The 14,234-nt window shown below is 39.6% G+C and carries 18 protein-coding genes; 5 read left to right on the top strand and 13 right to left on the bottom strand.

Annotated features, from left to right (window positions below; genetic code table 11):
- Positions 1-31: 31 nt before the first annotated feature.
- The 6 genes from ACW5MY_RS06475 to ACW5MY_RS06450 all read right to left on the bottom strand — a co-directional run bounded on the left by ACW5MY_RS06475 (position 32) and on the right by ACW5MY_RS06450 (position 3,534).
- On the bottom strand, positions 32-256 hold the full coding sequence (locus ACW5MY_RS06475; RefSeq protein WP_418921855.1) for a helix-turn-helix domain-containing protein: 225 nt from the start codon (positions 254-256) through the stop codon (positions 32-34).
- Between the two features lie 455 nt (positions 257-711).
- A complete protein-coding gene (locus tag ACW5MY_RS06470) occupies positions 712-924 on the bottom strand; it encodes a hypothetical protein (protein WP_462061758.1) in 213 nt (70 codons plus the stop codon).
- Entirely contained in the window at positions 917-1,243 is a 327-nt protein-coding gene (locus ACW5MY_RS06465) for a hypothetical protein (protein WP_462061757.1), read from the bottom strand. Before ACW5MY_RS06465 ends, ACW5MY_RS06470 begins: the two co-directional genes overlap by 8 nt.
- A gap of 37 nt (positions 1,244-1,280) precedes the next feature.
- Positions 1,281-1,823, bottom strand: coding sequence for a hypothetical protein (locus tag ACW5MY_RS06460; protein ID WP_462061755.1), 543 nt, complete (start codon positions 1,821-1,823; stop codon positions 1,281-1,283).
- A complete protein-coding gene (locus ACW5MY_RS06455; protein ID WP_210216013.1) occupies positions 1,816-1,956 on the bottom strand; it encodes a hypothetical protein in 141 nt (46 codons plus the stop codon). Before ACW5MY_RS06455 ends, ACW5MY_RS06460 begins: the two co-directional genes overlap by 8 nt.
- Before the next feature lie 402 nt (positions 1,957-2,358).
- Positions 2,359-3,534 carry an AimR family lysis-lysogeny pheromone receptor gene (locus tag ACW5MY_RS06450; protein ID WP_462061753.1) on the bottom strand — a complete coding sequence of 392 codons (1,176 nt, stop codon included), beginning with the start codon at positions 3,532-3,534 and terminating at the stop codon, positions 2,359-2,361.
- A 121-nt stretch (positions 3,535-3,655) separates the two neighbouring features.
- On the opposite strand from ACW5MY_RS06450, the gene ACW5MY_RS06445 reads away from it, so the two are divergent.
- Positions 3,656-3,871 carry a helix-turn-helix domain-containing protein gene (locus tag ACW5MY_RS06445; RefSeq protein ID WP_017695571.1) on the top strand — a complete coding sequence of 72 codons (216 nt, stop codon included), beginning with the start codon at positions 3,656-3,658 and terminating at the stop codon, positions 3,869-3,871.
- A gap of 317 nt (positions 3,872-4,188) precedes the next feature.
- On the opposite strand, the gene ACW5MY_RS06440 is transcribed toward ACW5MY_RS06445, so the two are convergent.
- Positions 4,189-4,527 (bottom strand): hypothetical protein, encoded by a 339-nt coding sequence (locus tag ACW5MY_RS06440; RefSeq protein WP_462061751.1) that lies wholly within the window; start codon positions 4,525-4,527, stop codon positions 4,189-4,191.
- A gap of 597 nt (positions 4,528-5,124) precedes the next feature.
- Here ACW5MY_RS06440 and ACW5MY_RS06435 point away from each other — a divergent pair.
- A complete protein-coding gene (locus ACW5MY_RS06435) occupies positions 5,125-5,352 on the top strand; it encodes a helix-turn-helix domain-containing protein (protein ID WP_161621195.1) in 228 nt (75 codons plus the stop codon).
- Between the two features lie 502 nt (positions 5,353-5,854).
- Here the strand turns inward: ACW5MY_RS06435 and ACW5MY_RS06430 are convergent.
- The 4 genes from ACW5MY_RS06430 to ACW5MY_RS06415 all read right to left on the bottom strand — a co-directional run bounded on the left by ACW5MY_RS06430 (position 5,855) and on the right by ACW5MY_RS06415 (position 11,188).
- Positions 5,855-6,589 (bottom strand): helix-turn-helix domain-containing protein, encoded by a 735-nt coding sequence (locus tag ACW5MY_RS06430; RefSeq protein WP_462061749.1) that lies wholly within the window; start codon positions 6,587-6,589, stop codon positions 5,855-5,857.
- A 159-nt stretch (positions 6,590-6,748) separates the two neighbouring features.
- Positions 6,749-7,798: a tyrosine-type recombinase/integrase gene (locus ACW5MY_RS06425; protein ID WP_326969671.1), complete on the bottom strand. Its 1,050-nt coding sequence runs from the start codon at positions 7,796-7,798 to the stop codon at positions 6,749-6,751.
- 2,668 nt (positions 7,799-10,466) lie between these two features.
- Positions 10,467-10,862, bottom strand: a complete 396-nt coding sequence (locus tag ACW5MY_RS06420; RefSeq protein WP_088030496.1) for a hypothetical protein — start codon at positions 10,860-10,862, stop codon at positions 10,467-10,469.
- A gap of 14 nt (positions 10,863-10,876) precedes the next feature.
- A complete protein-coding gene (locus ACW5MY_RS06415) occupies positions 10,877-11,188 on the bottom strand; it encodes a hypothetical protein (RefSeq protein ID WP_017417547.1) in 312 nt (103 codons plus the stop codon).
- A gap of 184 nt (positions 11,189-11,372) precedes the next feature.
- Here ACW5MY_RS06415 and ACW5MY_RS06410 point away from each other — a divergent pair, with 184 nt between their 5' ends.
- Both ACW5MY_RS06410 and ACW5MY_RS06405 read left to right on the top strand, forming a co-directional pair.
- Positions 11,373-11,597, top strand: a complete 225-nt coding sequence (locus ACW5MY_RS06410; protein WP_017417546.1) for a helix-turn-helix domain-containing protein — start codon at positions 11,373-11,375, stop codon at positions 11,595-11,597.
- A gap of 125 nt (positions 11,598-11,722) precedes the next feature.
- Positions 11,723-12,025 carry a hypothetical protein gene (locus tag ACW5MY_RS06405; RefSeq protein ID WP_014417471.1) on the top strand — a complete coding sequence of 101 codons (303 nt, stop codon included), beginning with the start codon at positions 11,723-11,725 and terminating at the stop codon, positions 12,023-12,025.
- 55 nt (positions 12,026-12,080) lie between these two features.
- Here ACW5MY_RS06405 and ACW5MY_RS06400 read toward each other — a convergent pair whose 3' ends face one another.
- Positions 12,081-12,386, bottom strand: a complete 306-nt coding sequence (locus tag ACW5MY_RS06400) for a hypothetical protein (protein ID WP_017417545.1) — start codon at positions 12,384-12,386, stop codon at positions 12,081-12,083.
- Between the two features lie 13 nt (positions 12,387-12,399).
- Positions 12,400-13,815: a hypothetical protein gene (locus ACW5MY_RS06395; RefSeq protein ID WP_013353313.1), complete on the bottom strand. Its 1,416-nt coding sequence runs from the start codon at positions 13,813-13,815 to the stop codon at positions 12,400-12,402.
- Between the two features lie 50 nt (positions 13,816-13,865).
- Here ACW5MY_RS06395 and ACW5MY_RS06390 point away from each other — a divergent pair, with 50 nt between their 5' ends.
- Positions 13,866-14,231, top strand: a complete 366-nt coding sequence (locus ACW5MY_RS06390) for a DUF1433 domain-containing protein (RefSeq protein ID WP_110085160.1) — start codon at positions 13,866-13,868, stop codon at positions 14,229-14,231.
- The last annotated feature ends 3 nt before the right edge of the window (positions 14,232-14,234 follow it).

The raw sequence follows: 14,234 nt of genomic DNA, 5'->3' as shown, positions 1-14,234 counted from the left end.
TAGAAATTTCCTTAACATAGGCAACCGACCCTCACCCCAATTCCCTTAGATTTTCATACCTTCTTACAAACTCCAAAAACTCAGCGCTTGTCGCGTCAAAATTCAAAGCTATAAAACACTCGATCTTTTCAGATACAGAACGCGCTCCGGATTCGATCATATTTACATAAGCCGGCGTAATTCCTAGCCATCGCGCGTACTCACTTTGTCTCATTCCTTTAAATTTCCTTATCAAGATAAAAACTTCTCTACTCATACAGATACACACCCTTCATTTATTAACTGAAATTAACAAACTAATCAAAAATAAGTGACACGGCAGTATGCCGCATTAACAAATCTTCACTATATAATGATTAAGTCCACATGAAACATAAGTTTTTAGGCCTTACAAGAAAAAATTTTCATAACGTAAGACAGCATATCGGGAGCTTTAACAAGTATCTTTCAATCCCAAATTCGATTCATAACGTATAGACAACAAAAGGACAAAAATATGTACTGTGCTCATTTAAAGTTTTTCTTGACATAATCATTATTTTTGGTATAATTCAATTAAGATAGGAAATTCTATATTCACTGAAATACATAATTCAATATAAATAGATTCGAAGACACTTTTTTAATTATGTCCGTCGAACCTATCTTTTTAACGCCTATTTTATATAATATCGGCGCTTTTTTGCGTTTGTTTAGCTTTTTCTTCGTTTTTTATGCCGGAAGCAAGCCACCGCTCCCTTCACAACCTCTCTCAATCAATCTTTCCGGAACGTCCTGGACGGTTCCCGACTGCCCCTCGATCTTATAACTCTGTTTTTCGCGCTGCCAGTCGATTACTTTACCGATCATCGCTTCGGATGAGAGCCAAGTCAGTCCGCCAGTTTTAACGCCCCAATATCGCACGGTTTCGCCTGTTTTATACACAACTTTCGCCTCCCGTGAAAAACAATCGCATGAACTGCGAGACACTCATATTCGCTAATTCCCGACCGTCGAGCTTCTTCAGGGCCGCCGTCGTCTTTGCGAAATCAAACGCAAATGATGCCGGATGCGCATCGTCGTATAAGTGATAGCCGTCATTTTTACGCGTCAAGCCTTCCGCGTCGTAAAACGCAAACCTGCCGCCGCCCAACGCATCAAAGTCGCATAATGCTACCGTATCTGCTGCGATAAGATAGGCGTCATGTGTCTCCGTATAAGGAAAGGCCACGCCACCATGCCGAATCAAACGTACTTTTTCCATTTCGTTTCCCCCTCGAATTTTGGTTCCGTCCGCAATCTTAGATATAAGGTACAAGAGCACGCTCTAATTCAGTCCGTTCTTTTCTGAGTGCTGATCTATCTTCGTGCAGTCGCTTATTATCTGCGCAAAGCTCCGCTAAACGGCTGTTTAACGCCGCAGCATCTTCGGTACTCGCGTCGATTAATCCGAAGCGCACTTTAGCTATTTCGTAACTATTTTCGTGAAAAGCGAGTTCAGCTTCGCACCATTTGCGGTGGATCTCGTCTCTTTTCGCGATCAAAGTCTCTTTAGTCGACTCCTTAAGCGATTGTCTTACCTTTTCCGATAAGTTGTGCGGTGACTGTAGCGCGTAATCAATGGGGAAAACGTCTAGTACGGTTCCGTTCTCGGCGATTACAAGGCGCACTCTTTCGTTATAGTTGTCGTAAACGGCTTGGCTGCCGCTTGTTGATTCGAGTAACCAAACGAATGCAGAACCTTGCGCATATTTCGGCAATACGTTCTGTGCTTGCGTTTTTGTAAGACCGAGACGAGCTGTCGCATTTTTTACTGCTAATCGAGAAACGCTATATTTATTCATTATCGAACCCTCCGAAGTTGTTGTTTTGAGCGTCAGAATCCTCTTTTTTCCAAACCGCCCATGTCATGCAGCCTAAGATAAACACTACGATTACTGCGGATATTTGAAATATCCATCCGAAATCGACCGGCATATCATTGACCTCCATTCAATTTTCCGAAGGTGTTCGTATACTGTTCGCCTTGTAAAATCCGTTGGCAACGGATAAAATACAAAATAAGTAACTAAACCTTCGGGTTATTTTTTGGTTGCTTGAAAATGCTGTTATGTGAGAGTAACAGCGGACGGCAAATACGATTACTCCGCCAAGAGTGTAGATGTCGTACTTGCATATCTTCTAACTGATTTTGATCGGGTCGTCCTGCGCCAACAGGTCGGCCTTTTGTTTTACTACGTTCGCCAAAACGTTTTTTTTAATAATGAGTACGCCCGCCAATTTTTATCAGCGGGCATTGTTTGTTTCTACGCCCCTGGGCTTATCTCGGCCACTTTAAATTCAGACTTCGCCTCTTGCGTTGATACCTGATCATTTTTGTTAAGATACCCGAGCGATACTAATACGGCTCCAATGGCTAAAACAGCTAACAACTTCTTCTTCAAAATTAAACTCCACCTTTTCATTTAGATTTATCGACTTAAGTGCCTCTACTTGCGCGGAGTCGACTCCAAAATACGCAAGGTCATCGGCTATTAAATTAGCAAACAAGAAATTCTTTCGACTAAAAAAGTATTTATAACCCTCATAAAGTTTTGACAGTGAGTTCTCTAACCGATATTCAAAGTACTTTATGAAATCCGAATCACTTTTAAATTGCATTCTCTCCGCAAAACCTGCCACACCTTTAATGGACGCCCCTTCTTTTACTTCATAGTACAGGCGTGCTAGTTCTAAGTGCATTCTGGATTCTTCAATCAAATCAGAACGTTCTATCTCCTTCATCAGTTCGTAACTACGTTCTAAACTCTTTAAACAAACCTCCTTATCTCTACCCAAGTACGTCATCCCAATACAATAATAACCATCCGACATAGTTTTGCTGCTGATATTACTGTAAAGTAGAATTTTCGCAAATTTGCGTGAAGCTTCAAAATTATTAAAATGCAAGTGGACCGGCATTAACACTTCCGCCAACCGGTATATATAGCATTGTCTGAAAAAAGCACTTCTGTCTTGACCTACGTTTTGTATTTCTTTTTCGATTACATTTGCCATCTGAAGAATGCCTAGAAAGTCCTTTTGGTAGTAGAGTAAATAACATTTGTAGATATCCACTATAATCGCGAGGTTTTTATCCTTCGAAATTCGAACCTGTTTAAGCAAATCGTACAAGTCTAAGAAAGCAATCTCCTTTTTCATAAATTTATAAATTAAGCTGTAAATCCCATAGTACGCACTCAATGAATCGTCGCCTTCTGCATTGTCTAACAAGTCACCTAAAAGTGCGATATCTCTTTTTATTGCTGCGTATTCAAAGGCGTGTTTTATACCTTCAGTGGTGGTAAGTAAGTGACACCATTTAGTCATTTTTTCATGATAATCCGCACCATTACAGACTTGGGCGATTTTGAGCATAGTTATAAAGCCTATAGTTCCACGATTTTTTATTTCATAAATACTACGCGCAGAAACTCCAGCCCTATGGGCAACCTCTTTGTAACTTAAATCGCTGTCCTCAATCAAGTTCAAAATTTCATCAGATAAACTTTTCAACCTTTTCCCCTTCTTCCTCGAAATGATTGTACATCCAGAAACGAATAGAAAAACTGACGGCAATAGTTTATAATTTCCTTCGTAAAGCCCGATATAAAGCTTTTGCGGAGGTGCTTAAAAGGTGAAGTATAAGCCGGGTAGGTGTTTACTTCGCGACCGGCTGCATGAGCGAGGGCTTACGCAGACGCAACTTGCGGATAAGAGTGGGTACGATAAGAGTCATGTTTCCAAGTACGTTCTAGGAAAGCAAGAAATGACACTGAGTACCGCTAAAACCTTCGCCGTAATCATCGGATGTTCAATCGATGATCTGTACGAATGGGTACCGCAAGATTAAACGGTCGCTGACGGGATTTTAAGCATCGCCCGTCAACCGCACAGTGGCCGATGTAAGCCACCTCGAAACAAAAGCGTACAAGTGTTCTTGTCTTGTTCTATATATTACCTGACTATTACGAATATTTCAGTCGATTTATGTCGAAAGTCACAAAAATTTTAGAGGTAATTGTTTACAAATTTGTCGAAACTACTTGAAGAGTCTTCCGATAGCCTTTCCGGCCGCCCTCCGGACGATTCTTTCGCCGATCTTCCCGCGTTTGACTGCGTTGATATCACCAAGAATTCGCGCGATTAGGTAGAGTGTACTACGTAGATTCACGATGCCACCGCCTTCTTCTGCGCTTTCCTTTTGGCAACCGCGAGCATGAATTCAAGAACCGACATACTTGCGAGCTTTTCGATCGGTACATCAGCGAGCCAACCATCGTCGTATATATCGTGTAAGACTCGGTCATTGTCTCCGATTTCCCACGCGCCAGGATTGCCGGCCATTTCGTAAAGCATAATACCGCAGCCTTCTTCGTAACCAACCGCCATGTTCCCGCCTACGTGAACGAGTTGTTTATCCTTCCGCAAGTCCTTCCCTTCTCCTGCGAAATTATATATAACGTACTCAGCCGGAATAAGGCTGTTTTTATTGATAACGTTTGTCATAACGGATCATCCTTTCGTTTAGGGACGTCCGACGACTTCGCTGCCGCCGAACGCCGATTTGTTTTTCATCGGGACAACAACTTCCACACGATTAAACCGCAATATACGACCGCTGTACCAAGTCCGATGAAGTCTAAAACAGAAAGTGCTGCAAAATTCATGTTCGCGATCCAGAAGCAAAGGGCAACGATTAGAAAAATTTCGATTGTATTAATCTTTTTCATATGTGGTATAATTGATTGAACAGCCGGGGCTTTCGCCCCGTCTTGGTTACTTGCGACGTTTCTTCTTGGAGGGAGAGCGTCGCTTTTTGCTTTTCGTCTCTTTTCGCATCTTGTTAAGTTCTAGCAAGAGTTTGAAAATGGTTAGCCATGATGCGGCGATAACGGAAAGCTTTGTTATCAGTTCAATCAATCTTCTGTCCTCCTTTCTGTGTTTTGAAGGGCTGTTGTTCCGTCCTTCTGATACTATAATACACTTTTGTGTAGTTTAGGTCAACACATTTATGTATTTTTTATACACTTTTTTGTATTATTTTTATTCACATGTGATATACTAGGTGTATAAACTCACAGATAGTGCTTTGGAGGTATTAGAATGACTAAAAAATCCCTTAATCTAAAACCAAACTATAAACCATTAGAAATGACTTTATTAAAGAAGGACATAACGAAGAAACAACTAAAAGATGACCTACGTATTTCCCCAACGATCATGGCGAAGTTTTCAGCCGGTGAATTTGTTTCGCTGACTACAATCGCTCATATTTGCGAATACTTAGACTGTCCGATCGAAGAGGTAGTCCAGTTCGAACGCCGTGACTGACCTAGCCTCCACACAACACCTCTCTATTGGCATAGGGAGGTGTTTTTAATGGCAAACATAAAATGTGCAGCTTGCGGATTCGAAGAAGGCGAGCGAAACTTTGTCCCAATTGCGGCAGATAAGGACTACGTTTTTCTTGTGAAAAGTAGAGGGTTGATCTTATCGCAAACTGCGACAACACTGTTAAAGAATTGCTAGAGGATCTTCCCGTCTCCTTAACGTACGAAATTGCACGCCCCTCCATCGTATCGATCTCGTCACAATTTGTGACGACCTATTTTCGCAAATTGAATTTCGTAGGTTCAAAAGCGTGACATTATTTCGATCGTAACAAATTGTTACCAACGGCCACACGTCATCCAACGCACGCCAGTTGTCGCAATTTGCGCCAACTACGAGTCCAACCCCCGTTCATCACATTTTGTGATAATCAAACGCCTTCCTAAACCGGCGTATATGTAATCGTCGAAACAGCGATACACGATGAAACTCCGTTTACCGGTTAGGAATGCGTCAGCTCTTCGAATCGCGCAGCATACAACCGGTCGAGCATCCGGTCCAGCACGCCATTATAATAGCCGGCAAGATTGCGTATAGCCTTCCGTTTAGTTGCGATAAACGTTTGACGTACGGCTTCTAGTCCGATTTCTTGAAGTGTATCGGCAGCATAAACGCCTTTTAAATACGACGTATGCGCGAGATAGATACCGTAAAGTTTGTTCGTTAATTTGCTATCACTGACAAACGTATTGACTGCCGATTTAAACGCAGCATACGTATTACGTAGTAACTTATTTTCGCTTTGAGAAATGACAGCTTCGTCTTTCCGTTTCGGTACTTCCGCCTTTGTCCCCGTTGGCTTGTCCGCGTCTTGGCGGGGTAACACGGACGGAGTAACATCGGCTTTAACCGCCGGCAGGATAACATACATATTGGCGCCGTTGCCGCCGGATACTGGCCGATATTTTATTTCTTTGCGGATAATGCCGAGATTGATTAGTCGTTTAATGGAGCGAATAACGGTTACGCGGTGCTTGCCGATTAGTTCCGCAATAGTTGCGAGCTTCAGATACGCCACGCCCGGCGTTTTTACGGCATGACGAGACAACACCTTTAGAACCTCGATTGCGGCAGGCGTTAGATCGGATTTATTGCGGTATATGTGCGTGCGGATGGCGCCGTTAAGCTCGTCCACTGAACGGAACGACGCCATTTTAGAGGCTTCTTTCGTGTACATACGGCTTTCTCCTCGTTAAGAGACACCGTTCCGTCGGAAAAATGAGCGCGCTTAAATAAACGTAGACAAGTACGCTTTTTTCCGATATAATAGACGTAGGCTAGGACGTTCTATCTATCGGATTTATATCCGCTGGATGGCGTTCTTTTTTTTTTGTTTTTAGGATCTTTTTATTTTTCGTGGCATAGCTTGAGCTTTGATAATGTAATTCATCACTGTATGTTTGGCATGCGCCTTCGCCACCGATTTATCAGCCACGTGTGTATATCTCTGAATCATTCGCAAATCTAAATGACCGAGTAGCTTTTGAAGCATTCGGCTATCTCCTCCATTCTCCAAAAATATCGTCGCAGCAGTATGTCTAAATAAATGCGGATGCACCTTCTTTTTCACATTAGCTTTTGCTGCAAAATCAACTAATCTCTTTCTAAAATGATTTCTATCAAGACGAGCTCCGTAGTTAGTCAGAAAAACATAATCACTTTTAAAATCTAATTCATTTTCTGCAATTAACTCTTGAACTAACCGACATGTAGTAGGGAGTAAAGGTATATATCTTGTCTTTCTATTTTTCGCAATAGATGATCGAATCGTTAATATATGAGATTTAAAATCAAAATCTCGCTTTTCAACATGTGTTATTTCACCAATTCGCATCATTCCGTCTAACAATACGTTCATCAATACATAATCACGAAAATCTGCAAAGTTTTTCTTATCAGGGGCTTTCAAAAGGCGTTGTAGCTCGTCCGGTTGTAAAATAATGATAGGCTCCTCTATTTCTTGTACGTTCTTAACTCCGTACATTATGTTATTGTCAATAAGCCCTTCGCTCTCTAAGGTGTTATACATCACTCGCAGCGTTTTTAAGCGCGTATTTATCGTGCTATCTGATAGACCTCGCTTCTTTTCCTCATCTGATATATAAACGTTCCCCTTAAATTGCACCCAATCATTGCGCATATAGTTTATGTAGTGTCGTATTGTATCTCGATCAATAACCGTAGGAGAACGAGGTATATCGAACTCATCAAGAAACGTAGTGAAAGATTTATAATTATCGCGATACTGTTGTAACGTTCCTTTCGCTTTTCCTTCGGCTGTCTTTATCGTGATGAACGTTTGAAATAATCCGTCCAAGTCACCGAGATCACGAAGTTTACGCCTGCGTGTTCGTTTAATCGGTTTCCCTTTCCGAATATTATCCATAAAAAAAGAACGCCTCCTATTCCGGTTTATAGAATAAGAAACGTCCAAACACGGTAACGGTCCACCGCTACCCTGCGCCTTAATACGCCTAAGTCATCGACTAAGTCAACGCAATAAAAACGGCTAGAAACGTTGATATAACGCCTCTAACCGCCGTGGATGATTCCGACTGGGCTCGAACCAGCGACCTCTACCCTGTCAAGGACGAGACACGTATTCTGAATAATCTTTAACAATCCTAAAAAATCGCCTAAACCCTTGTCATATCAAGCTTCATGGGATTTAGTTTCCTGATTGATATTTGTTGTTTCTAAGTAGTTTAAAATGTTTGTGTGACTCCGTGGTGACACAAAAAGACCCGCAGCACAATGTGTTATGGAGTAACAAAACAGGACTCCATCCATGCCCTCAGAATTATAGGAGTGTACATCAACATACCTTCACCTTGAGGGTATGTAAAAGAAATCGTTAAATCCAACTTTGGATTAAAGCATTGACCCAAATCAAATTGAGTTAGGTTTGAAAGAGAGCGCAATTTTGCGACGGCATATCTGACTGGGCAAAACATCTATCCAGCTTCTGACGTCGTGAAATGCGACTCCAGCCCGCTATTTCATATGTTAGAGATACTGGCAGGTCTTCAAGTAAATTTCGTTCATCCACATTATGGACAATCAAATTATGCCTTTGAATCAATTGTGACAAATTGTCACAATCAAGAATTGACGATGGTGACACAAAACACGACTTCGAAAATTTAGGTATCGCTCACTGGTCACACTCTGCATTTTTGCAGACTGAACAATTCGTTCGCCCAGCTCCTATTATTAAGCGGAAGTTTCCGCCCATTGTTGGTGACAATTTGTCACAATCAAAAGATATGATTTGCTCCTCTGAAATTCCGATACGTACCGGAAATCTAGAACTCAATTTTGAGTTTTCTAAAATATGTCAGAACCCAGAAGTGGTGTTTGATATCCTGAGAGCGCAACTTTGCGCTTTCTAAAATTTGGTGAATCTAAAATTGAATGCTCGTGAATTTGAATCTAACGAACGCAATTTTGCGTTTAGTAAAATGTTTAGAGTGCGTAAGGATTGTTTACGCATATCCTTTGGCCTGAGTGCGATACTATCGCCTTCAGCTTTGACCTGATGTCCTTATTGAAGACATCTGCTTTTCATCTTCATTTACACTTAGCCCTGATCTCTTCAATTGTGATATCAGCTGTTCTCTGCTCATGTCATCATAATATTGTTTAATTTTCTTTCTGATGTTCTCTTTATTCAATTTTATCACTCCTTTAATACAGGTCGTTGTTTAGGGTTATTCCCCAATTCTGGGGAAACAATGGTTCAGGCTGAACTATCGTTTATGGCTTCATTTAAGTATATAGATAATAACCATATATACTTAACCAAAGGGTTAAGGGTCTGGTTCATTATGAACTACACCTTGCCAGGTTCACAACGAACCTCACAAACGCCCCTTGTACTCATTCAGCAGCGTTCTTCTTTTCGCTTGGTTGTAGATCATATCGTACCGTATTCTCGCCTGTCTTCGTTGGGATATTGTTAACCTCTTATCTCCCATCATCTTGTGAAACATTTCTAAGTCCTCGTGCTCCTTCTTGGTTACAGTCACTTTCAATCGCTTTAACCTCCATTCATCATCAAAATTTTTGTTATTTGTCTTGACTTTTCTTTTGATTTTTTGCTTGATTGGTTGAGACTGTGGACAACGGCTGGTCATGTTGTCTGCCTGAATTTGCTTGTAAAAAAATAAACAAACTCAGGCAGGCGACTGAAACTTGATTGTATATCCACTTGTGGTATCCGTGTGTTCACCCTATTTGCCGTTGGTTATTCCCCAAACAAGCCTACTGTGTCAAGTGTCCCTAACAGGTTCAACGAACGCAAAATTACGTTCGTATACTTATGGCTTGTCCTGCATCGTCAGAAACGATACACCCATCCTTCGTCAGCACTTAATGGCAGCTTTCGCCTTTCAGATGCATGTGTAAATAGGGAAACACAGAATGCATCCTATCCTCATTTATTGCGTCGGCTGAGTCACTACCCTGTCAAGTTTTACGTGTGTTAGCGCATTCCACGGCAGTCTGATCCTTAAAAAAGGCATCACTAAAGACAACACCTTAATTCAGGAGTATAGACTGACTGTATTCAGTTAAATTGAGATTATAGGGACAGGGACTTTAACTCCCCGTCCTCACTGTCTATTTAATCGTCTGCTTTCCACACCGTGAAGATATCGACATACTCACTCTTACAGAAAGCAAGCTCACTGACTTCAGATACCATACATTCAATCACATCAACGGTAGGACATTTCTTGATAATCCACTCTATGATTGAATAAAGATGATCTTTGTAATTGCATGTAAACCTTTCTTTTAGCAATTTATTTCGCCTATCATATGCTTTAAATTCATAAGTGGTATATGTGTTTTTCATTTCAGTTATCCCCTTGATTAAATTGTTATGTTTAAATACAATGGAATGGCATAGTACTTGCTATCAGATTAGGAGAGTGTGCCAGCACTCTCCTAATCACCCAAACCACGCTATACCCAATATACTTAACGCTGGTACCACTACGATCAATCCCCCAAATACAACCTGACAGAACCGATCATTATGTAAATCCGTCTTACTCATCTTCATCTACTTCTACCACAGTTGCTTTTTCATCTATGTAAAACACATTGTCTGTTATAGTTGGGATAACTGTTTTACCTCCCCCCATATCCAACATGATATGAGGGAAATTAACACCCATCTCTCCTGCTTCTACTAACGCTGCTATTCCGTCTTTCCGATCATCCGCATCAAGTTCAACACAAACCGGTATTGTCATATCTGTGAAGATTCTGAGACGCTTTTTAGGCTTTCCATCGTCGTATGTTTCAATGAAGTTGTTTTCTTCTTCGAACATCTTCCCTCTGAAGTAATTGAAATGATTCGTCATTTCCTCGATACGCTCTTCGTTTGTGATTGCTCCTAAGCTTGCTACATTAGTTCCTACAGTGTGACGGTTAATTTGCATTGTCGTTATCCCCTTTAGTAAGTTTTGTTTTTATCAAGAATCTGATAGCCTTCCGGTGTAACAAGCTCCCTATTGTCAATGAGAGCATCCCATAATCGTGTGCTGAGCAACTTATCAATTACTGCATTTGTTAAGCTTCTGAGGTTTTTGTATTTGATGTCTTCGGCCAAGAAAACTGAATGGATGCTGTCGTATTTCCCATCCTTCCTTTTAAGAACTTGATACAAATGTACTTGACCATCTTCGCCAGAAACGGCGAAATGCTTGTAAAACAACATTGCTGGAAAGTCACCCAAATCACTTCTACGGATAATTATGTGTTTCATTTTTTCACCTTCAGTTTATTAATTTGATTATTTGTTTCTTTTATTAATTTATTGTTTTGTTTCTAAACATAGTATAGTTCTATTAAAAAACAAAGTCAAGCGTTTATTGAAGAAAATGTTCTAAAAATAAACAGATTGACAAATAATATGTTATAATTAAGAAAATGGACGTTTGAGGTGCTTTATGAAATTAAGACCAAGTTATAAACCAATGGAGATTACTCTTATCAAAAAGGATTTAAAAAAAGTTGACCTTAGAAGCCATGTAGACGTTTCATCTGCAACTTTGGCTAAAATGTCTAAAGGTGAGCCTGTGTCCCTTTCAGCAATAATAAAGATTTGTGAATATCTTGAGTGTGACTTACACGATGTTGTTGAATTAATTGAGGTTGAAGATACAGAGTCTTAAGCAAAAGTATTGCTTTTATTTTTTTCAAATTCGTTAAACAAAACCATTGAAATATTCGATTGTCCATAATGTGGACAATCAAAAGTATTGCGATTGCTGTTATACTGTACGGAGAGGTGAACGGGATGGAAAACAACATGCTTCAAGCGATATTAGATGAGATTAAGAAAATTGATAACAAAATTGATGGCGTGGCTTCTGATTTGAAGTCATTTAAAAAAGAGATGCACGAATTTAAAGAGGAAATGAATGAATTCAGAGAAGATACAAAGAAGGAATTCAATCAGATTAATGTTAAGTTAGACCGCCTTGAAGAGAACCAGCCAAAAGATATTACGGCTCACCTTAAACACATACAGAACGTAGATAATAAAACAGAGCTATTGAATAAGCGATTATTTGATGTTGAAAGTCGATTGAAAAACTGATTGCCACAAATGACAATAAAAAAGCCCCTCACAATTTGTGAAGGGGTTATTTTAACTATTTAGTCTTAATACTTCTCAGAAAAGCACTTCTGTTCTCAGTGGCATTGGTAAGCATTGTTGCATTTTCATTAAGCCTTTGTACTAATGCTTCTTTAGCTTTACCTTCAAATGAAGAGAGTAAAGCAATATACACTTCAGCTATAACCTGTTGTGCTGAAGAAAAGTCTGATGCGTTTTTTATGTCTTCTTTTAGGCTCTGACAATGAGATTTTAAACTTGAACCCACAATTTTTTTTAATTCCTCATTCTGTTGTAACCGTCTGTAAAACTCATCTGCATCCATATTAACTCCATATGGCAATTTAAATCCCCCCTTACAACCGTAACCAGCTTGCTAATTCATCATCCTTATCTTTTAGATCTTCAGCCATTTTAACAATGAACTCACTAATATCCTCTAAATCTCTAATTAAATAATGAAGAGAAGCCTCAGTCTGATAATGTTCTTCTGAGTCATAAAATGTTGCCCCATCTTTCACATAAGGTGCGTGAAACAATACAGCTTTATCAACATCGCTTGGATCTAGATCCTTAAATTCTCCTAATCTCTTTCCGCAAATAGATTTTACGTCATAAACCATTTTGCTGTGATCATGAGGGAATCGTTCAATTGCTTGTTTCTTTGTTTTTAAGTCTTCGATAGCTGCCTGTAATCGTTTAGCCAGTTCTTTTGCATACTTAGCATCCACTTTAATGGTTTGCCCATTCATACCTGAATAAGATGAGAACGATTCGATATTCTGGTTATAAACACCGTTGCTGCCATCGACACTCTGGATATTACCATTCTTATCAAATTTAAAGTTAGCGTCAATCATACTATGAGTATCAGGATTTTTAGCGAATGCTTGGCCATAGAATGAAGTAATAAGACTTCCTAAAATACCAGTAATGCCCAAAGATGTATTGAGCCGGTTAGCGCGATCTTGACGTGCGATGCTTGGGTCTTTCGTGTATATAGTTGTTCCGTTGTGTCTGTCGTATTCTAAAAACCAACCTGAACCCACCATATCATCAGGATTAATGATTGCTTTATGATACAAATCAAATTCGCCATTTCTGATTTTCTTTTGTGTTTCATCATCATGCAGCTTAACAATGGAAGGATTGTTAAAAGCTACACTGTAAACGCTATTGTTTACACCAGCGTATTCCGCATCTGCCCCTCCAAGTGAGTGACCTGTTGTCGAAATCACTGTGTTAGTGCCAGCATACTTTTTCACTTCATTGGCAACGAGCTTATCACCTTGATCAAATTGAGATGTCTTAGTGACAATTTTGTATTCTCCACTCTTAATCATCATTGCTTGTTCCATACTGCCGTTATACTTGGCAATAGCTTTAGAGTTTTCAGATGCATCTTTTTTCATTATGTATTGGACTTTCTTTTTCGGGTCTTTGCCCATTACTACGTTGCCGCCATCTGCACTTATAACGTCAGCTTTGATTTGTTCCTGGTTTGTCCCTTGAAAACCTACGACAACATTCTCAGGCTCTTTTGGTTTAACCCATTTACCTTCTTTTTTCTTGGCTTGAACAAAGACGTATACATCTAGCCCTGTATCTGGATCTTTTTTGATTTTATCTACATAAAATGCTTTATTAGATGTGGTCTCAATAGGATCTTTATTTACATAACTTTCTTTTAGACTCTTATCATCATACGTATATTGACTCAGGAAATAGTATTCTTTATCTGTTAAATTAGGTATGTCAGTCTTTGTATTCATGTACAATACCCCTTCCTTCATGTAAAATGTAAGACAGAAAGGATGGTTTTATGAAAAAATACATAATTATCCTTATAGCTCTGGTTATTATAACACTTGGAGGGATATTTATGAAGGAACAACACGACAAAAAAATGGAAGCCCAAGAAACTCAGCAAAAGGAAGAGTTGTACTCTTTGGCTAAAAAAAGAATGAAGGATTTTATTGAAACAAACTATAAAGATATCCAGTCAATTGATTACACCAATGATTATGAAATAAATCCAATGGGTGGTATTTCAATAAATGGCTATTTAAACGGAAACAAAGACAAAAAAATTTGGGGTATATACGATAAGGCAAATGATGAAGTTGGAGTATTCAAAGTAAATGCTACCCGAAAACCGGAATGCGAAGATAAAGTATGCGAGTATTAAATA

The sequence above is a fragment of the Bacillus sp. Bwzl_19 genome (assembly GCF_054900515.1).
The sequence above is the reverse complement of the archived record's forward strand: the minus strand, read 5'-3'. Positions and strand labels throughout refer to the sequence as shown.